20 protein-coding genes and 1 tRNA gene are annotated in these 18,018 nt (G+C 58.8%); 3 read left to right on the top strand and 18 right to left on the bottom strand.

Annotation, left to right across the window (positions count from 1 at the left end):
- Positions 1–3: 3 nt before the first annotated feature.
- Positions 4–930, bottom strand: coding sequence for a YihY/virulence factor BrkB family protein (locus tag HUO07_RS12725; protein ID WP_176303884.1), 927 nt, complete (start codon positions 928–930; stop codon positions 4–6).
- 428 nt (positions 931–1,358) lie between these two features.
- Here HUO07_RS12725 and HUO07_RS12720 point away from each other — a divergent pair, with 428 nt between their 5' ends.
- Entirely contained in the window at positions 1,359–3,152 is a 1,794-nt protein-coding gene (locus HUO07_RS12720) for a methyl-accepting chemotaxis protein (RefSeq protein ID WP_176303883.1), read from the top strand.
- An 82-nt stretch (positions 3,153–3,234) separates the two neighbouring features.
- Here HUO07_RS12720 and HUO07_RS12715 read toward each other — a convergent pair whose 3' ends face one another.
- The 3 genes from HUO07_RS12715 to HUO07_RS12705 are packed head-to-tail and all read right to left on the bottom strand — an operon-like array spanning position 3,235 to position 6,020.
- Positions 3,235–4,503: a TRAP transporter large permease gene (locus HUO07_RS12715; RefSeq protein ID WP_176303882.1), complete on the bottom strand. Its 1,269-nt coding sequence runs from the start codon at positions 4,501–4,503 to the stop codon at positions 3,235–3,237.
- Positions 4,500–5,024: a TRAP transporter small permease gene (locus HUO07_RS12710; RefSeq protein ID WP_176303881.1), complete on the bottom strand. Its 525-nt coding sequence runs from the start codon at positions 5,022–5,024 to the stop codon at positions 4,500–4,502. Before HUO07_RS12710 ends, HUO07_RS12715 begins: the two co-directional genes overlap by 4 nt.
- Positions 5,025–6,020: a TRAP transporter substrate-binding protein gene (locus HUO07_RS12705; RefSeq protein WP_176303880.1), complete on the bottom strand. Its 996-nt coding sequence runs from the start codon at positions 6,018–6,020 to the stop codon at positions 5,025–5,027.
- Positions 6,021–6,165: 145 nt separating this feature from the next.
- Here HUO07_RS12705 and HUO07_RS12700 point away from each other — a divergent pair.
- Positions 6,166–6,242: transfer RNA gene (locus HUO07_RS12700), tRNA-Arg, on the top strand.
- A 189-nt stretch (positions 6,243–6,431) separates the two neighbouring features.
- Here the strand turns inward: HUO07_RS12700 and HUO07_RS12695 are convergent.
- The 11 genes from HUO07_RS12695 to HUO07_RS12645 all read right to left on the bottom strand — a co-directional run bounded on the left by HUO07_RS12695 (position 6,432) and on the right by HUO07_RS12645 (position 14,817).
- The gene (locus HUO07_RS12695) at positions 6,432–7,319 is read right to left on the bottom strand and encodes an FRG domain-containing protein (RefSeq protein WP_176303879.1); all 888 of its coding nucleotides are present in this window, start codon (positions 7,317–7,319) and stop codon (positions 6,432–6,434) included.
- A 10-nt stretch (positions 7,320–7,329) separates the two neighbouring features.
- Complete coding sequence (locus tag HUO07_RS12690) at positions 7,330–8,121, bottom strand: DNA adenine methylase (protein ID WP_176303878.1); 792 nt, start codon at positions 8,119–8,121, stop codon at positions 7,330–7,332.
- Entirely contained in the window at positions 8,114–8,266 is a 153-nt protein-coding gene (locus tag HUO07_RS22230; protein WP_176303877.1) for a Com family DNA-binding transcriptional regulator, read from the bottom strand. Before HUO07_RS22230 ends, HUO07_RS12690 begins: the two co-directional genes overlap by 8 nt.
- Positions 8,267–8,417: 151 nt before the next feature.
- Positions 8,418–9,071 carry a hypothetical protein gene (locus HUO07_RS12680; RefSeq protein ID WP_176303876.1) on the bottom strand — a complete coding sequence of 218 codons (654 nt, stop codon included), beginning with the start codon at positions 9,069–9,071 and terminating at the stop codon, positions 8,418–8,420.
- A 12-nt stretch (positions 9,072–9,083) separates the two neighbouring features.
- Positions 9,084–9,950 (bottom strand): tail fiber protein, encoded by an 867-nt coding sequence (locus HUO07_RS12675; protein ID WP_176303875.1) that lies wholly within the window; start codon positions 9,948–9,950, stop codon positions 9,084–9,086.
- Positions 9,944–10,540, bottom strand: coding sequence for a YmfQ family protein (locus tag HUO07_RS12670; RefSeq protein WP_176303874.1), 597 nt, complete (start codon positions 10,538–10,540; stop codon positions 9,944–9,946). Before HUO07_RS12670 ends, HUO07_RS12675 begins: the two co-directional genes overlap by 7 nt.
- Positions 10,531–11,589, bottom strand: a complete 1,059-nt coding sequence (locus HUO07_RS12665) for a baseplate J/gp47 family protein (protein ID WP_176303873.1) — start codon at positions 11,587–11,589, stop codon at positions 10,531–10,533. Before HUO07_RS12665 ends, HUO07_RS12670 begins: the two co-directional genes overlap by 10 nt.
- A gap of 1 nt (position 11,590) precedes the next feature.
- Positions 11,591–12,028, bottom strand: a complete 438-nt coding sequence (locus HUO07_RS12660) for a phage GP46 family protein (protein ID WP_176303872.1) — start codon at positions 12,026–12,028, stop codon at positions 11,591–11,593.
- Entirely contained in the window at positions 12,028–12,615 is a 588-nt protein-coding gene (locus HUO07_RS12655) for a phage baseplate assembly protein V (protein ID WP_176303871.1), read from the bottom strand. The genes HUO07_RS12660 and HUO07_RS12655 overlap by 1 nt, the downstream gene beginning before the upstream one ends.
- Entirely contained in the window at positions 12,609–13,661 is a 1,053-nt protein-coding gene (locus HUO07_RS12650) for a phage baseplate assembly protein (RefSeq protein ID WP_176303870.1), read from the bottom strand. Before HUO07_RS12650 ends, HUO07_RS12655 begins: the two co-directional genes overlap by 7 nt.
- A complete protein-coding gene (locus HUO07_RS12645; RefSeq protein WP_176303869.1) occupies positions 13,654–14,817 on the bottom strand; it encodes a DNA circularization protein in 1,164 nt (387 codons plus the stop codon). Before HUO07_RS12645 ends, HUO07_RS12650 begins: the two co-directional genes overlap by 8 nt.
- Positions 14,818–14,852: 35 nt before the next feature.
- Here HUO07_RS12645 and HUO07_RS12640 point away from each other — a divergent pair, with 35 nt between their 5' ends.
- Entirely contained in the window at positions 14,853–15,293 is a 441-nt protein-coding gene (locus HUO07_RS12640) for a hypothetical protein (RefSeq protein WP_176303868.1), read from the top strand.
- A gap of 2 nt (positions 15,294–15,295) precedes the next feature.
- Here HUO07_RS12640 and HUO07_RS12635 read toward each other — a convergent pair whose 3' ends face one another.
- The 3 genes from HUO07_RS12635 to HUO07_RS12625 form a co-directional block, all read right to left on the bottom strand.
- A complete protein-coding gene (locus tag HUO07_RS12635; protein WP_176303867.1) occupies positions 15,296–17,158 on the bottom strand; it encodes a phage tail tape measure protein in 1,863 nt (620 codons plus the stop codon).
- A 65-nt stretch (positions 17,159–17,223) separates the two neighbouring features.
- The gene (locus tag HUO07_RS12630; protein ID WP_176303866.1) at positions 17,224–17,661 is read right to left on the bottom strand and encodes a phage tail assembly protein; all 438 of its coding nucleotides are present in this window, start codon (positions 17,659–17,661) and stop codon (positions 17,224–17,226) included.
- Positions 17,661–18,011, bottom strand: coding sequence for a phage tail tube protein (locus tag HUO07_RS12625; protein WP_176303865.1), 351 nt, complete (start codon positions 18,009–18,011; stop codon positions 17,661–17,663). Before HUO07_RS12625 ends, HUO07_RS12630 begins: the two co-directional genes overlap by 1 nt.
- Between the last annotated feature and the right edge of the window lie 7 nt (positions 18,012–18,018).

Here is an 18,018-nt window from a genome sequence, read left to right as displayed (position 1 = left end):
TGCTCATTTAACCCGTGTAATAGGCTGGCGGCTAGGGTCGAGATGCCAGGGTAGGCCGAGGCGCGAGTTGCGTTCCAGTTCGGCAATCACCTGGGCGCCCAGCAGTAAAATAATGGCCCCTACTTCCAAACTAATCAGCACGATCACCAGTGTTGCCAGCGAGCCGTAAACGGCGTTTACGAACGATAGATTGGCAAAGTAGTAGACCAGTAACAGCCGTACGCCTTCCCAGAGTAGCGCTGCCACAAAACCACCCACTACCGCACGGCGTAAGGCGATACGCACCACCGGCAGCACTTTATAAATAGCGCTAAAGAGTAGGAAAACCCCAATGAAACTGGCTAGGTTGAGCACAGGTTCTGAAAAGCTCGCCAACGGCAGCTCGCGCTCGAATAGTAAAAAGACCAACGTATTGAGTGAACTGGCTAGGGTGACCACTATCGTTAGCGCCATCAAGCCCGCCCCCAGCACCACCATAAAGGCATAAGGCAGCATCACTGACACCCAGACACGGCGCTTGATGTGCGGGCTCTCCGGTGTATGAAAAATGATCGCCAAGGCGTCTTCCAGCATGCGAAAGGCAAACGAACTGAACAGTAATAGAACGGGAAAGCTCAGAATGCCGATGACATCGCGCGAATCGAGCAGGCTACGCACGGCCTCAAGCAATACCTCGGCGTGGGCGGGAGCCATATGCCGGGCCTGGATAGCGAGCACATTGAGAAGATGCTGCTGATCAACGACTTGAGTTAACAGCACCACCAGTACAGCAAATAACGGCACGATGGAGAGCAAAATATTGTAGCCCACCCCGCCCGCCAGCAGGACGCCGTGGTTTTTCAGAAAATTACGAAGTACGCGCCAGGAAAAATGAGCCAACTGAGGAAGCAGGAGCAAGGCCGCGTTAAACAGAGAAAAATTACGAATCATGGCTTGCCATACTCCTTGTGTACTAGCGCCATGATACGCTGCTGGCGATAGCAAGTAACAAGCGCAAATAACAAGGACGACAGGAAATGTTAGATCGAGAGTAGATAACGAGGTTATTAAGAGAAGGGAAGAAAGACAGTAGCAATAAAAAGGTCGCCTTGATCAGGCGGTAGAAAAGATCAAGGCAACCGAAGAACATGTGTTAGCGTCTTGCTAAAACGGGCCATCCTTGGCCACCACTTCCCCACCATGAATGGATCAGTGTGCTTTTACCTTAACCTAGGTTATGGAGCGAAGGTTTTTTAGCTAAATAGTTGCCTATAAAGCAAAAAAGCTAAAAAAGTGGTTAAAGTTGACACACTTTCAGTCGATATATACTTAGTCTATACGCTAAAACCCTTCTCAAGATCGAACCTGGAAGACACACAATGCCCACTCTGCCTATCCATTCTAATACGTCTCCCCCTAAGTCAGGCCTTGGCTTGCAAACCAAGGTGTTGATACTGGTTTTGTTTCCGCTTTTGTTGGTCACGGTCGCCTTGGTCGGGTTTGACGCCTTTAGCAGTACCCAAGATACCCGTGAGGCGCTGGTGGAACAGCGCGAACAATTGATTGAAGAGCGACGAGCCTCGGTGCGCGACATTGTGCAGATGGCGACTACCGCTATCGCGCCCATCTACAACGACGCCGATGCCAACGACCGCGAAGCCAAGGAACGCGCTGCTGAGATGCTGCGTTCAATGCGCTTTGAGGGTGAAAACTACATTTTTGTTTACGACTACGATGGCACCAACGTGGTACTTCCGCACTCCCAAGAGCGGGAAGGCCAGGACTTAAGCGGACTACAAGCGCCTGATGGGTCTTACATCGTGCGTGACTTTATCCAGGTAGGCCAAGATGGCGGTGGCTTTTATGAGTATCCCTGGGAATATCCTGGCAGCGGAGAGCCGGAACAGAAACACTCCTATATTGATCGCCTGGAAAAATGGGGTTGGATTGTAGGCGCGGGCGTTTATGTTACCGACGTTGACCAATCCATGGCTGAGCTGGAAGCCGATGCGGCTGCCGATTTGCGCCAATCGATTATGATTTCATCCTTGTTGGCGCTGGTACTGTTCGGCGTGATTGCCTTGGTGGCGTATGGTTTTGTGCGCCGTACATTGGGACCGATCAAGCGTACCGCCTCGGCGATGCACGATATCGCCCAGGGGCGCGGTGATTTAACCCGTCGCTTGGCAGTAGAAAGCGGCGATGAAATCGGCGACCTTGGCGTTCAGTTCAACGCCTTTGTAGCGCGTATGCAGGATACGCTGCGTGATGTACGCCGCAGTACGCTTAGCGTGCATCAAGCGGCGGGGGAAATCTCGCAGAGCTCTGAAGAACTCGCCACCCGTACCGAGCAGGCGGCCGCGAACCTGCAACAAACCTCAGCTTCCATGGAAGAGATCACCTCGACGGTTAATCACAGCGCCGACAATGCCCAGCAGGCCAACACGCTAGTGCAGTCTACCGCTGATGTAGCCCGCGAGGGTGAAACCGCGATGGGGCAGGTGGAAAGCACCATGCGCGATATCAATGACTCCGCTTCGCGCATCAGCGACATCATCAGCATGATTGATGCCATCGCCTTCCAGACCAATATCCTGGCGCTTAACGCCTCGGTGGAAGCCGCGCGGGCGGGGGAGCATGGCCGCGGCTTTGCGGTCGTCGCCCAGGAAGTACGTATTCTGGCCAGCCGCTCCAGCGATGCCTCTAAAGAGATCCGCACGCTGATCGATGCCTCTGTGAAGCACACCCACTCCGGGGCGGAGCTGGTGCGCAACGCGGGCAACACCATGCGCGAAATTGTCTCCAGCGTGGCGAAAGTCACCGATGTGATCGGCGAGATCAGCGCCGGTGCCAAGGAGCAGAGCAGCGGTATTGGCCAGATCAACACCGCCGTGGCTGAAATGGATACCATGACCCAGCAGAACGCCGCCATGGTGCAGGAATCCACTACCGCTGCCACCAACATGCGCCGCCATGCGGAGCACCTAAACCAGCTGATCAACTCCTTTGTGTTAGGTGAAGATGAGCCCACACAGCGGCATCAGGCGCTGGCCTCGCCATCTGCCTCCCAGCGCGGCAATGCCAGCGGTCTGAAACGCCCAGCGCTTGCTGCAAAACCTTCGTCACAGCTGTCATCTAGCCATCAGGCAGAGGATGAGTGGGAAGCGTTCTAACGGTTGCTTAGCCATCAGTAAAAAAATGGGGCTTGCCAAGTGGCAAGCCCCGTTGCGTTTACCGCCCTCAGAAAGCGCGTGGCTAACCACCTGACCAGCCTAATAAAATCGGCACGTAGACGACCAGCAGCAACACCCCGATCAACCCCAGCAGGTAAGGAATGATGGCGCGGGTAATGCGCTCCAGCGGCAGCTGGGTAATCGAAGACGCCACGTACAGATTAATCGCCACCGGCGGGGTGATCATGCCGATCGAAAGCCCCACCACGATAATCAAACCAAAGTGGATCGGATCGATGCCCAACTGCAGCACCAGCGGCAACAGCACCGGCGTGAGGATAATCAGCGCACTGGCGGTTTCGATAAACACCCCGGTGAGCAGAATAATCCCAACGATCAGCAGCATGATCACGTAAGGGTTAGTCGAGAGTGACAGCACCGCCTGGGCAATCGCCCCCGGCACCTGCCAGCTGGAGAGCGTCCAGCTCAGCACCGCCGACATCGCAATCACCAGCATGATCACTGCAGTGGTCATCGCCGAACGAATCAGCAGCTTGTAAATCTGGGGCAGGTTAAGGTCACGATAGACAAACAGCGACACCAGCATGGCGTAGTTCACTGCCACGACCGCCGCTTCTGAAGGCGTGAATATTCCCGAGAAGATACCGCCGAGAATAATAACCGGCGTCATTAACCCCCAACTGGCATCTTTAAAGGTATGCCAAATGGTGGCCAACGACAGCGGCGTGCCCTTGGGGTATTGGCGCTTGTAGGCCTGGGCAATCGCAATGGACATCAACCCCAGCCCCAGCCCCATCGCCAGCCCCGGTAAAAAGCCGTTTAAAAACAGCTTGGAGACCGACTGCTGGGCTATGACCGCGTAGATGATCATCGGCACCGAGGGCGGGATCACCACCCCAATGGTGCCGCTGGCGGCGATCAAGCTGGCCGCTGAGGCCGGGTCATAGCCTTTGCGCTTTAGCTCCGGCACCAGACTAGAACCGACCGCTGCCGTGGTCGCGGCACCAGAGCCGGAAATCGCCGCAAAGAACATACCCGCCATCACCGAGACCACGGAAAGCCCGCCGCGCATAAAGCCGACTAACGAATCGGCAAAGCTGACCAGTTTTTCGCTCACCTTACCCTGGGCCATCAAGTCCCCGGCGAGTATAAACATCGGGATTGCGACCAGGGCAAAGGAGTTGATGCCCTGGAACATCTGCTGGGTGACCACCATCAGCGGCACGCCGGATTGATGCAGGGCATACAGCGTGCTGGCGCCAATCGCAAAGGCAATCGGCACCCCTAGCAGCATAAACAGGAAGAACAGCCCGAAGAGCAGCAGCGTCATAGCGGCTCCTCCTGAGCGTGTGTCGTCTCGTCGCCCAGCAGCAGTTCAATAATATCCACCAGCGCGTACCACGCCATGATCGCCGCGCAAATTGGCATCACCGCGTAGACGTAGGTCATTGAGAGACGCAGCGAGGCGGATTTTTGAAAACTCTGCACCTGCATGTAGCGGTAGCCGATCACTATCAGCGTGATCATAAACGCCAACACAATCAGCAGGGCAGCAATGCGCGCGATTTGGCGAAGGCGGCCGGGCAGGGCGTCCACTACAAAGGTCACGGCAATGTGTCGCCCGCGCTGGAATGCCAGGGTGCCGGCCAGGAAGGTGATCCACACCAACAGAAAGCGGGCGACCTCTTCCGTCCAGCCGACGGCGGTGAACAGCACCCGGGAGACGATCTGCAGGGTAATCACCCCAATCAGCGCCGCCATGCCCGCAAAAACCACGGGCTGGATGATGGCATCCAGCCCGCGCTCGATTCGACGCAGCAACTTTAACAGCGGTTGAGTCGTGGTGGTCACTTACTTGAGCGCCTCCTGGATGCGTGGCAGGTAATCGCCGAACTGTTCGCCGTACTTCTCATACACCGGCGCCACGGCGGATTGGAAGGCCTCCATATCCGGATTATCGTTGATCTCCATGCCTGCATCGCGCAGCGCTTGCAGCTGTTCGCTCTCCATCTCTGCATTCACCTGACGCTCATGCTCTGCGGCTTCCTGGGCGGCCGTTAGCAGTACCTCTTGGGCCTGTTCTGGCAGCTGATTCCAGACAGGCATGCCCATGACAAAAATCGCCGGGGCGTAGGTGTGGCGCGAAAGGGTCATGTAGTTCTGGGTTTCATCCAGGTTGAACGAGTGGATCACGTTCACCGGGTTTTCCTGACCGTCGATGGTGCCTTGCTGCATGGCGGTGAGCGCTTCGGTCCACGCCATGGGAATCGCATTGGCACCCAGCTCGCGGAAGGTGTCGGTGTAAACCGGGTTTTCCATCACGCGGATGCGCAGGCCATCCAGGTCTTCCGGCGTATTAATCGCCCGCTCGCTGTTGGTCAGGTTACGGAAACCACGCTCGGCGTAAGCCATGCCTTTCAGGTTTACCTCAGAAAGCTTGTCGAGCAGCTCCTGGCCAATCGGGCCATCGAGCACTTCATAAGCGGCTTCCGGAGAGGGGAACAGGAACGGCAGTTCAAAGACCGCCATCTCTTCGACAAAGTTGGCCACCGGCCCGTTGGTAATCACGCCCATATCCACGGTGCCGATCTGCATGCCTTCCAGCAGCGTGCGTTCGTCACCCAGGGTGGCGTTGGGGAAAATCTCGATCTCGACCTTGCCGTCGGTGCGCTCTTCCACCAGCTCTTCAAACTTGGTGGCGGCGATGTGGAAACCATCCTGTTCATTGACCACGTGGGCCAGGCGCAGGGAAACGGGGTCCATATCCGCAAAATCAGCGGCGTTCGCGGCGCTTACCAGCGCCAGTGAGATGCCCAGTGCCAGCGTGCTACGTGCAAAAGTTTTCATATTATTGTGTTCCCGATTTTTCTAAGGTGCAAAAGTGCTTCCAAAGCATGCACTAGAGAAGGGAAAAGGGTCAATTGAACAAGCCCGCAAAACCGCTTCGCGGCTGGACACAGCCGCCCCGCACGGTTACGATACGCACCCACAAGCGCCCGTAGCTCAGTTGGATAGAGTATCGGCCTCCGAAGCCGAGGGTCGCAGGTTCAAATCCTGCCGGGCGCGCCATAATTTCAAGGGCTTACGTTAACGCGTAGGCCCTTTTGTTTTGCGTGTGTCAAATCTGTGTCATCAGTGTGCCAAGCTCGTCAACATTTGTGTAAGCTCGCGACGGATTTGGCACATATTCGCGCGTTAATTGGCACTAGATAAATCCGCAAAACCATACGCTCATTGCATTTCCTTTGGCACCGCCTGTTAAGAAAGCAAGTAGCGAATAGAGTCCTCTACTAAGCTACTTCCACGATGATGGATATTTGCCCAATCTCTAACGCTTTTTGCTATTCCTTCATACCCAGGGAATAGCTTCGATCCAGTCACTCCCATCCTGGCGCACCCTTCCAGTAAATCCGCAGCCTCAGAACGAGGCAAGGTTAAAAGTTGCAAGTGGGATGAATCGTCAGGGCCAGGCTCAATACTTTTATCTTGGTTTAAAGGAAGCGGCAGGAAGATGCTATCGCCAGGGCCATATATTCGGGACACCGTAAATAGACCTGACTGGGCCGCTAAATAAGGGCTTGTGCCCCCTGGAGGTTGAATGATGTCGAAGCCTGTAGCTCGAGTGCTTAGAGCCCACACGGCGAGATAACCATCAAGTTTCTTATCGGTATCTTTCAATGCACCTAGAGCTGAAGACGCGGCAAAGTATGCAGATATATAAGGGTTTCGAGTCCAATCCAGCAGACACGTTGGCACGCCGTGGTGCTGAGCAAAGGCTAATATTTCATGTAAGTCATTGGTAGGCCATGAGGCATTCCCATCCACAAGTGAATCCAAATTGATCGCTCTTGCACGTACAGCGAGTGAGTCTCCCGGTACACTTAGCCCCGAATGATCGCAGGCTTCCAAAAAGGCGTTTAGTACGAGTTTCTCAAAGTTTACCTGCTGATTTCGGGAGATATCTATATCTCCATAAAACCTAGGAGCCGTAACAGGGCCACCGAGCCTATGAATAGAGGGTAGTAGTTGCTGGCTACACTCTGGTTGCCCACGAAAGATGGTTTGACCAGGGGGCCACCTTTCTGTATCTAAGGGATTAAGAAACTCAAGCATTTGACGAGCATTTTCAAAGCTATTTTCCTGCACATTAATATCCTTAAAACAACCCCGCTGGCTCGGCATCTACATCCCAGCTGAAGATCAGCACCTCTTTGGCGTCTGAGCCTTTGCCGCCGCCGACGGTGTAGCGTATGTCGGTGGTTTCGATGTGGTAGCCCGCGAAGATCCGGCGGATGTCTGGGTGGTCGTTGAGGCTGATGATGGCCTTGCCCTTGAGCTTGGCTAGCATGCTCGCCATTTCCTCGTACTGCTCTATGCCAAAGGGTACCCCATATCCCTCCGTCTGCCAGTAGGGTGGGTCCATATAAAAGAGGGTGTGTGGGCGGTCATAGCGTTCGATGCAATCCTGCCAGCTTAGGTGCTCTATAAAGGTGCTTGATAAACGTAAGTGCGCCGCTGATAAAGTCTCTTCTAAGCGCAGCAGGTTCAAGCCTGGTGGTGTGGTGGTGGCCGTGCCAAAGCTCTGGCCTTCGATGCGAGCACCGAAGGCGTTTTGCTGGAGGTAATAGAAGCGGGCTGCACGCTGTATGTCGGTGAGGGTCTCTGGCCGTGTCATCTTGAGCCACTCAAACACCTGACGGCTGGAAAGCGCCCATTTGAACTGCCTAACGAACTCTTCCAGATGGTTTTGCACAACACGGTAAAGATTCACTAGGTCGCCGTTAACGTCATTGAGCACTTCCACCTCGGCTGGCGATGGACGCAAGAAGAAAAGCGCAGCCCCTCCTGCGAAGGGCTCTACATAGCACTGATGCGGTGGCATTAGCGGGAAAATACGGTCAGCAAGGCGGCGCTTGCCGCCCATCCAGGGGATAATTGGGTTAGCCACGAGGCATCTCCTTTAGTGGTTTGGAGCTCGTGGCTCTCTGCTGGTTTAAGTGCTTGCAACGCGGGCACTTTATTTCGATGAACTGATAATTGCTGGCGGTGGCCAGCTTGCGGCTGCACTTTTTACAACGGATTTCAGTTAACACTCTGTCAAGCCTATAACGAATCTAACGTTTAGCTTAGACTCTCTAACGCCTCGCGAGGCGGGGGAGTCTTGGCCGACTTGCAGCTGTGTTCTGCTTGTTGGTGGCCACCGTTGGTGTTACCGCACCGTCGATGGTCACTCCCTTCTACGCTTTATTCAGCATTGCTCCATTCGATGGCCTCCAAGCCTGCCCGATCCTCGGCGGCCAGCGCTGTGGCAATGTCGTCCTCCAGACGCTGCCGTTTGCCAGCGACACTAGCTGCCAGCGCCCGATACTGATCGGCTTTCTGGATCACCTTCGGCGCCAGATACTCGACCGTCACCTCGCGTGCCTCGGCGATACCGGTTAGCGTCGGTGTGGGCGCCATTTTGTCAGCTGTCCAGGCACGGGCCTCATCTTCTTGATCACCCCATGTTTCCCGCTCGAAATCAGGGTACAGGCTTCGTATGCTTGCGACCGAGCGCGCCGCACCCGAATCGATCTCGCGGCGCTTGCGGCGTGCGACGTCGGCAAGCGGCGCGGGCGGGGCTTCGTCGAGGGCGTCGGCAGGTGGTTCGGTGCCGAATTCTTTGATCTCATGGCTTTCGCCGTCGGCAGTGTAGTAGACGTGGCCACGGTAGTCGGGTACTAGCTCCCAGGCGTCCCCAGCCCAGCGTGCGGCTTCGTGCACGCCTGGGGCGGGCGGGGCAATGTCGGTCGCTCCTGCTGGTATGCGGGGCGTGCCGCGCATCGGGTCGGCAGGAGCTTCGCGGCCAGCGGGGTTGATGGCGGTGCCGTCGGTTGGGTTGATGTCGTAAATGCGCATAGCGGGCCTCGTTTAAATTTTGGCTAGATAGATGACGGCGTTGTTCATGCCGCGTGTTTCGTTAGCTGTGCGTGCCACACGACTAGCATTAAAACTCACGTTCCATGTGTCATTGTTGCCTGTTGATGTGTCTACCCCCGCCCCCTGCTGATCCGCTTGGAACGCTCCAGAAACGCTCATACCGTTAATTGGATGTGACGCCACTCTGGCAAACGCTCCAGTAATGTTCTGCAGCGCATCTGTTTGATGCTCAGCTAACCCACGCCCAGACGTGCCAAAATCCCATCCGCGTTTGAAATTGTCATTGTCGTCTGGCGTGCCAAATGTCGCGACGCCATCGCCCGCGCCGTGGGTAGTGCCCCAAGCATCCCAAATGCGTCTGTAATCATTGCGGCTAATATCGTCGCCGATGAGGGTTACATAACCCTCAGGGAGCGTTTCGCTTCGCCACTCGATGACCGTGGCGGGGCGCACGCCGTCCCAGCGCATCCAGATATGCGGTCTATTCAGCGGGTCGGTGGGGGCGGCGCCTTGGACAATGCCTTCCTGGTCGCGGTCGTAGAATTCGTAGAAGTGGCCGTCGCTGCCTCGGCAGGTTTCCCCGGTTGCGTATGTGCGTCCCTCGCTATAGTCGGCGAACTGACCACTTGATTTAATAGCGCCAAGCAGCTGATCCAGATCCTCATGATCCGGGGTCAGGCCTGCTTCCACGACGACGCGCCGCAGGCTCTCGGTAATCATGTGGTACCAGTACGGGCCTGGGATCGTTGCGGGTACACCCTGGGCGGGGTTACCACCGGTGGGGTAGCCGATGCTTGGGTTAGTTGGTGGCTGGGGCGCCGAGTCCGAGGTGTTGCGTTGATAGACGCGATCTACCATGAGGTTTGCTCTCCATAGGCGAAGATGAGGATGGAATGGGCTGGGGCGAGTCGTTCAAATACGCATTCGAGGCGTTCATTGCCCCAGGTGGCCAGGGCTTCGTTGACGCCGCTGTTTACGGTCAGCGCTCGCACGGTTTCTTCAGCGGCGCGGATGGTCCAGGCCCAGCGCCAATCGATGCTGCGCATCGGCTCGCTGACGTCACTGCCGACGGTGTGGGCGGTGTAGTCCTCGACCTCGATGTCGTAGCCGAGGTCGGCTGCGAGGCCAATAAAGTAGGGTCGTGATGCGCCGCCGGTGCCGGTGAGCACGCGTACCACCGCGTCTTGCCGCTCGCTAACGGTTTGCTCGCCAATAACGCAAGGGCCGGGCATGGCCGTGACACGCTCCCAGTCGGGTAGCAGCTCCGAGGTGGTGCGTGGGTCGGCTTCCTCATGCAGCGTTGCCGCACGGCCGTCAATACGGGAAAACGCCCCCGCTCTGGCATGAGTGAGCCGCTGCCATTGGCTGTCTGTCTCGCGTGGTAGCGCGCGGCCTGGCGGCGTTAGCGCGTTGAGCTGATCGGCATAATCGTCGCGGGTTAAAGCCATGAAATTACTCCGCGCACGGGGATGTCGTTAACGCCGTGGGTGACGTCGGCTGAGGGGCTATCCAGCTTATGGCGGCTGTCGCCAGCGGCGACGTAGATCACGCCCGAGAGCTGCTCGCGGTAGAGCGTGCCGCCCGGTTCGGCGGTTTGGCCGAGGAAGTCATCCAGCGCAGTCTGCACACGGCTGCGGGCTTCTGCGGTGTCCGGAGTGAGACGAATAGCCAGATTTAAAGGCGCTTTCTCTGGGGCAACGGGATAAAAACCGCGTGCCGTTACCGGGCGAACGTCGTCGACATGCTCAAAAACTGCATCCACCACGGCGGGGGTGGGGATGATGTCGTCCAGGGCGCCGCACACAAAGCGTACTGTAACTTCGCCGATGTCGGGCTTGTGGCGGTATACCCATACGCGGGTGATGTCCGGGTGGGCTTCGCGTACCCACATGATGTAGTCGTCGGCGTTGCCGCCGTGGGGCTGGCGCTGTATGCGCTCCAGCAGGCGTTCGCGCAGGCGTTCGTCGCGTTCACGCTCCGCGCCTCCGGTGAGGCCGTCGTCACCCACGGTTGCTTCGCCGTCGATGCCGCTGACGGCACGAACCAGGCGCAGTGTTTCACCGGCGTCCAGGTTGGCTTCATCACCGGCATCAACGGCGGTCACATCGCCGATCGCTTGGCCGCTTTCATCCAGGGTAACGGTGCTATCAAGCGTGTAGCGTATGCCGTCTTTCTCGAACTCCTCGCCCGCCAGCAGCTGCGCGCTGGGGTTGCCGATGATGAACACCGGGCCGGTGGCTGCGACTTCGCCCTGGCGGTAGATGCGCCAGATGCTGGCCCAGCGTTCGAGCCATTCGGCCTCGGCGGTGTCGATAATCAGCTGCTTGGCCAGCCAGGCGAGATAGCCGTAAAGACCATGCACGGCCCCGGCATCCACATCGGCAATCACGCGGAGCATGGCGCGGCGTAGTGCTGGGTTGGCGTCGGGGAGCCGTCCGCGCATATCGGCGCGGATCTGATCGGCAAGCTCGGTTAGCGTTGGGGATTGCCAGGGCATATTAACTCCACACGTACTGGTAACGGTCGGCGAGGCGGCTGCCATCGCCGCGTTTAATGATGGGGCGCAGCCACAACACGTCGCGATCAAGGGTCTCGGCGGTAACGTCAATCTCGGTTGCTACGCCATCTTCGAGTAACCAGGCGAGCGCCTCGTAGGCGTAGGCCTCGGCGCGGCGGCGCACTTCTGGCAGCGTCTTTTCACGGTTTAACAACCACAGGCGGCTGCCCCAGCGGTCGCCATCTTCATCGGCGATGGCATCGGCCCACCAGCCTCGCCGGTTATCGGTGCCGTCGGGGATGATGTCGTCTGGTTCGGCGAGCCGATCGCACAGCAGCGAGAGCGCTACGGCAGTGCGCAGGCCTTCGTCGGTGGCCAGGTCGCCATCGATCAACGCGACGTCCAACGCCTGGTCAAGCCAATCCAGGGTGATATCCATTAGCTCATCTCCTGGTTGGGTTTGTTGGTGGTACCACCGCTGTCGCCTGGGTGATTGTGGCCGTTGTAGGTATCGCGCATGCCCTGCATGCTGCCGGTGCCGTCGCTGATATCCCCCTGGGCCTTGATGTTGCCGGTGGCGAACACATCCGGGGTAGCCAGAGTGATTGAAGTGCTGGCAGTGATCGTCACCTTGGGAGCGGTGACCTCGACTGCTGAACCGGCGTTTAAACGCACGATGCGGCCCCGGTTAAACACCAGTTCGTCGCCTTCATCCGTGTAGAGCGCGACTTCACCTTCAGCTAGCCCTTTCTTGCGGTAGCGGCGGTCGGTGGTCAGCAACGCCACTAGGTGGCCACGGGCACCACCCACCGCAGCGGCGATGGCTTCGGCCCCTTGTAGCGGGCGAGCGGTGAAGCCATAGGACTCGATGTGTTCCACTTCGCGGGTTTCGTCGCGCAACAGGTCGAGTTGGAGAATTTGCAGCCCTTTGGCACTGTCGGTGCGGGTGACCACCGCGCGGCTAATCAACAGGCGCAGTCGACGCCACAGCGGGCTGAGCAGCTTGGTTGTCTCGCGGCCTACCATACGTCGCTCTCCCGTTCCGGTTCTGATGCGGCTTCAATGTCGTAGCTGCTTTGCGGGGCCACGCGGATCTCCGCGCGTTCGCCGCGCTCATCGAGCAGCAGCTGCACTTCGGTAATCAGCCATTCAACGGGTTCGTCGAACATCCACTGATCACGAATCGGCACCAGGTCACCGGGCCGCCATAGGCCTTCTTGATGCCGCCAGCCAGCCACGGTGTAGGTAATGCCGCGCGATTGCCCCCAGCGGCGGCGCACTTCCCACTCGGCACGCTGGCTGCACGATGATGAGTCGGTGCTGGTATCGCAGAGCACCAGCGTGGGCCGGTGGCGTTTGATGCCGTCATCTTTGGCACGGCCAGAGGCGCCGCTGGCTGGGGCACCAAACCAAGTGTCATCAGCCGCCCCTTGGCCCTGGACTATCACTTCACCGAAACGGTCGCGGTCGGAAAACCGGCCACGGGCCACGCGAATGTTTTCGCCCAGGGCAAGCTCGGTTTTCAGCGTGGCGCGCGGAGGGCGGGTGATCACCAGGCGACCTTGCTCATCGGCGACCAATAGCAGGGCGCGATAGCTCGCGATCTGTATCAATGCCTCGCCGTAGGTTTGTCCCGGCTCGACTTCAAGCGCCCTAAGCGGCGCGCCGACGTCGACCTCTGCTATGACTTCAATGCCGAACGGCTCGGCCACACGGCGGGCAACTTGCAGCACGGTTTGGCCGGTCGCCCAGGGCTGAGCGGTGCTGGATGAATCGACCAGGTCGGCGGTTTTGGAGCGACCCGAGACGACCAGGCTGTGCGAGCGGGCGTCGTAGCTGGGTAGTACGTCGTCAATATGGCCAGTGATTACTGGTTCGCCGTCAATCTCCACTACCACCGGTGCCCCGGTGCGCAGGCGGCGCGGTGCGGTGGTAGAGCCCTCGCGCTCGGCCCACTTTTCAGAGAGCACCAGCTCGAACGAATCTGCCATGGCATCCAAGCTGCGGCGTATCTGGATCTCTTTCCAGCCCAGGTGGCGGGTGCCGTCAACGATTAGCGCAAGTTCACTCACTCAGCACCTCCAACCGATCGGCGGGAACATCACCAGGGTGGCGCACGCGGTTGCGGCTAATGATGTCACCGTCGCGGCGGGCGTCGCCGTAGAGGCGGTGGGCCAGCACCAAGGCAGGCAGGCGCGCGCCGGGGGTGTAGTACTTGAGAGAAGGCAGCGCGGTACCGCGACGGCGGAGATCCTGCACGGCAGCGGCGCGCAAGCTCACCAGGCGTTGGGTGGTTTGTGGTAGTGGTGGCACGCTGCCGCTGATCTGCTCGGTAATGCCCAGATGCACCGCTTCCAATGTTTCGCTGGCGGCTTCCCGCGTGGGGTAGCGCCACTCGGCACTGGCAGCGGCCAGTTCAATCGCTGACGCGCGGCGCACCAAGGCAACGGCGGCATTCTGGGCGCGTATCTGGGTGGCTTGCGGTGCCGGTGCGCTCGGCGGCACGCTGGCTACCTGGCCGTTATCAGTGCCAAACATCGCGCGATAAACACCCAGCGCACGCCCCGGCTCGCCGAACATGTTCTTGATCTGGCCAATGCTGGAAAGAATCGCCGCGCCCAGCTCGGCGGGAGTACGAATCAAGCGGCTGATGGTGCCGGTGACACCACCGATAATTCCTTCGATTTCGCTGATCGCGCCCAGGATCGTGGCCTCAATGGCCTCGACCCGGTCAACGGCCAGCTCGACGATCTCGTACGCTGCGATGAATTCATCCAGAATCGCCAGGCGTGACGACTCAGCGGCGGCACCGACCACTTGCTGGGTATCCGCCACGGCCAGTGGGTAGCGTGGGGCATCGTCGGCGCGCAGCACCGTGAAGCTCACACGGGCCATGCCGCCTTCGCGGGTGGTTTCGGTGATGCGAGGATCGTCGATCAGCACAACGCGATGGGTGCCGTAGTAGCTGTGGCGTATTTCAAACGCGCCGGGCAGCTCTAGGGCATCCGCCAACTGGTTGCGCTCGACGTCGTAATCTTCGCCCAGCAGGTAGCCGGTAATCTGCCACGGGCGGGCCTTGCGCCCCAGGTCTTCAACGTAGGGCTCATCGCGCAGCGGGTACTCATGTACCTGTACACGGCGGCCAGGGCTTATGGAGCCGCGTTCCAGGTACAGGATGACGCCGCGAAACACAGCAACACCATCGCCGATTCGATCACGCCAGCTCATTGGGCTACACTCCGTTGACGCAAGGGAGAAGAAAAATGGTCAAACACATGCTTCATATCACCGCTATTGCAGGCGGTTTGGCACTGAGCCTCATGGCGGGTGTTGTTAACGCTGAAGGCAATAGCGGTGCCGCTATTCAGGTCAACCAGGAGAACCTGGCAGACTATCGGCAACTGGCCAGTGACCTGGGTTTGGAGTACGACCACGAGTACGGTTACAGCGAATGGGTCGATGCCAAGGGGCAAAGCGAGCTTGGCAGTGCTGGAGAATATGAATTCCTTGATTGCTCCAATGGAATGCAAGATCACGGCATGTGCGACTACGGTGCTAACGGCACTTATTGGGAGTCTGTCTACTACTCCAACTATGATGTAACGCTGCTGATCCAAGTGAGTAGCGATGCAGATAGCGGCACTTCCAGCGTCAACTTGCTGAAGCTTGCAGAGGGTAGGCATCCTGATTTGCACGAAAGCTAATCTCACGGCCAGGTCCCCCAGTTACCTAGATCCACATCAATCTCCGGCCCGCCCTGACCCCGCTCAGCGCGGGCGTCTTTAACCCTGCCGTCCTGGTCAACGAAGATTCTGAGCACGCTTTCACCAGCTTCGCGGAAGGTGTTCACGGAGCTACGCCCATACTCCATGACCGCTTGCTTGGCGGTTTCCCTGGCTAGCTCCACGTAGTTGCCGACTCTGCCGCCTGTTTCTGTACGCTCCACAGCGTCTTCAATCAGCCCGCCGATTCCCTGAGCTGCCAGCACCGTACTGACGGCGGGAAGCGAACGGCCAACCGCTACGGCGGAACCGTTACTCACTCTTGACGCGGCGCTCAGCGCACGACTGGAAAGCGTAGGCCGTGATGCGCTCGGCGGCGCTGAAGGGCTGCCGCCCGTACGGGAGGTGGGCGGCGTAAAGCCGCCACCCTTGCGCATGCCACCGTTACGACCGGACGATCCACCGCCACCCAGACCGCCCAGATTGGTCACGAACACCGGCACGGGCGTCATGCTGCTTGCGGCACCAAGCCCACCACTAATGCCGCCGGACGTTGAACGGTTTCTCAGCACACCAGCGCCACGGCCTAGGTCTGCACCTAAACGGCCCAGCGAGCGCAGCGCATAAAGGCCTGCCACGCCGCCTGCGGTGATACCGGCAATCTTTAGCCAACGGTCGACGGTTGCTTGATCCAGGCTGTTCAGCGCATCGGCAGCGTCCTGGATGTACTCGCTCAGGTTGGTGTCGGCGAAGTCTTGCCAGGCACTTGAAAGGTTGCGAACAGACCCCGCCGCCGTTTCGGCGGCACGGGCGGAGTCGCCCATAGTGGTAGTGCCATCGCCCTGCACTTGAAAGAAGCGATCCATGCTTTCGACTGTGCCGGTGCGGTTGTACTCACCCAGCGCAGCATTGAAGGAGCGCATGGCTTCGGCATCGAATATTTCGGAAAGGCGTGAGGTGCGACCCTCAGCCGCTTCGACGATCTCGACTATCAGCTCATTGATGGGGCGCAAAATCTCGCGGCCACGCGCCAGTTCCTCAGGATCGAAGATCTGCACACCGCTTTTACGGGCCAGCTCTTTGGCCTTTTCAGCGTCCTGAAAGGTGCGTAGCAACGCCTCGAACGCGGTGGCCGCTTGCTCAGAGCTGCCGGTACCTTGGCGGATAACCTGAAGCGCGGCACCCATCTCGCGTATAGCTTCTGGCCCTTGGCGGCCCAGGGCGGTGTAGGCGGTGACCACGCGAGGGCCCAGCGATGCCAGGTTCTGCAAGGTGAAGGCACCGGCCTTGCCCTGCTCGTTTAGGGTGTCGATAGATTGCAGCACCGCATCCATGCCGCGTATGTCCATCTTCTGGAACTCGGCTAGGATCTCGCCGATGTTGCCGCCTTCAGCCCCGGTCGCGGAGATGGCCATGGCGATATTGCGGATGTTCTCTCGGGCAAATTCCAGGTCGCCGGTTTTCTCGACGATGGCTTCGATAGCCCCGGTGATTTGTGAAGGGTCAACGCGAATATCCGGCTCGCGGGCGGTATCGAAGATTTGGCGGCGCAGTTCTTCCATTTCTTCTGCGCTTTTTTGGGATTGAATGCCCAGGCGGGTGAAGCGTTCCTCCAGGTTGACCAGGTTGCGCACCGTGCCGAAGCCCGCCGCACCGGTGGCCAGCGCCATCCAGCGGTTGCCGACGCGGTCGAGCGTACGCCCAACACCGCTGGTGACGCGCTGCAAGCGGGTCATGTGGCGTTGGCCGTTGTTGGCCATGGTACGCATGGCCCCCTCATAACGGCGTGACTGCCGTTCGAGGTTGCCGCGCAGATCCATCACCACACTGGCGCGCAATTCGCTCATGTTATCTCCTGGCCTTGTTTAAATAGCCGAGCAGCCGACGCAGCGTCATGCCGCGTTGTTCGGCTTCACTCCACCCCGTGCGTGTTGCGATCGCCCACATCAGCCCCGTCAGATGCTGGGCGATCGCTATCGCCTCGCCCCCGCTGTGTGGTTCCCTCCTGGGTCTGAGCAACGGCAGCGCCGTCGAGCTGCTCGCTCTTGGCCAGCAGCAGGTTGAGGTCTTCGGGGTGGAGCCTGTGCATCAGCTTGAGATCCAGCGGGCCTGAGACGTCACCGATACTGACGATCTGGCGGCGCAGTACTTCAACACCCACGCGGGAAGGGCTGACCACCAGCATGGGTTCAATGCCGTTTTGCGTCGGTACCATCATCAGCCGCTCGGCGGCTTCCTGGGCGTCGAGCACATCGCCCGCGGTGGCTTCACGCAGCTTCGCGTCTTTACAAACGGCTTCGCCAATTTTGAGGCCGTGGATCAGCGGTACGTTAATTTCGGTGCCTGCCATTAAAGTCTCTCCACGCCCATGCCGCCCCAGTTGAGGCGGATGTTGCCCCCAGATAACTCGACGGTTTCAGTGACCGCCGCCCGGCGAAGCACGTAGGTGTCATTGGTATCGGTGGTAAAGAGCACCGTGGCACCTTTGATGCGGCCTAGGGCGATCAAATCGGTATCGGCGGTATGGCGCACGGTGGACGACAGCGAGGGGGCCTCGTACGTCTCCCGGTAACCCTGGACACCGTTTGGCCCGGTCATGAATTCACGGCTTACGCCCCCCACGTTGAGGGTTGAGTCGACGTCGGTGAGCATCTCCGATCCGTCGACTTTCACCGTGGCCTTGCCTGTTAGTTGCGTCATGATTTAC

This window comes from Vreelandella maris (assembly GCF_013371085.1).
GTDB classification, from domain to species: Bacteria; Pseudomonadota; Gammaproteobacteria; order Pseudomonadales; family Halomonadaceae; genus Vreelandella; species Vreelandella maris.
Note: the sequence above shows the minus strand (reverse complement) of the source record. Positions and strands in the feature narration are given on the sequence as shown.

What these genes read in the sequence shown, in the direction of transcription:
- HUO07_RS12635 (WP_176303867.1), bottom strand. Translation starts at nt 17,158, where the DNA reads ATGAGCGAATTGCGCGCCAGTGTGGTGATGGATCTGCGCGGCAACCTC.
- HUO07_RS12640 (WP_176303868.1), top strand. Translation starts at nt 14,853, where the DNA reads ATGGTCAAACACATGCTTCATATCACCGCTATTGCAGGCGGTTTGGCA.
- HUO07_RS12675 (WP_176303875.1), bottom strand. Translation starts at nt 9,950, where the DNA reads ATGGTAGATCGCGTCTATCAACGCAACACCTCGGACTCGGCGCCCCAG.
- HUO07_RS12645 (WP_176303869.1), bottom strand. Translation starts at nt 14,817, where the DNA reads ATGAGCTGGCGTGATCGAATCGGCGATGGTGTTGCTGTGTTTCGCGGC.
- HUO07_RS12665 (WP_176303873.1), bottom strand. Translation starts at nt 11,589, where the DNA reads ATGCCCTGGCAATCCCCAACGCTAACCGAGCTTGCCGATCAGATCCGC.
- HUO07_RS12630 (WP_176303866.1), bottom strand. Translation starts at nt 17,661, where the DNA reads ATGGCAGGCACCGAAATTAACGTACCGCTGATCCACGGCCTCAAAATT.
- HUO07_RS12660 (WP_176303872.1), bottom strand. Translation starts at nt 12,028, where the DNA reads ATGGATATCACCCTGGATTGGCTTGACCAGGCGTTGGACGTCGCGTTG.
- HUO07_RS12680 (WP_176303876.1), bottom strand. Translation starts at nt 9,071, where the DNA reads ATGCGCATTTACGACATCAACCCAACCGACGGCACCGCCATCAACCCC.
- HUO07_RS12725 (WP_176303884.1), bottom strand. Translation starts at nt 930, where the DNA reads ATGATTCGTAATTTTTCTCTGTTTAACGCGGCCTTGCTCCTGCTTCCT.
- HUO07_RS12705 (WP_176303880.1), bottom strand. Translation starts at nt 6,020, where the DNA reads ATGAAAACTTTTGCACGTAGCACGCTGGCACTGGGCATCTCACTGGCG.
- HUO07_RS12715 (WP_176303882.1), bottom strand. Translation starts at nt 4,503, where the DNA reads ATGACGCTGCTGCTCTTCGGGCTGTTCTTCCTGTTTATGCTGCTAGGG.
- HUO07_RS12720 (WP_176303883.1), top strand. Translation starts at nt 1,359, where the DNA reads ATGCCCACTCTGCCTATCCATTCTAATACGTCTCCCCCTAAGTCAGGC.
- HUO07_RS12655 (WP_176303871.1), bottom strand. Translation starts at nt 12,615, where the DNA reads ATGGTAGGCCGCGAGACAACCAAGCTGCTCAGCCCGCTGTGGCGTCGA.
- HUO07_RS12670 (WP_176303874.1), bottom strand. Translation starts at nt 10,540, where the DNA reads ATGGCTTTAACCCGCGACGATTATGCCGATCAGCTCAACGCGCTAACG.
- HUO07_RS12625 (WP_176303865.1), bottom strand. Translation starts at nt 18,011, where the DNA reads ATGACGCAACTAACAGGCAAGGCCACGGTGAAAGTCGACGGATCGGAG.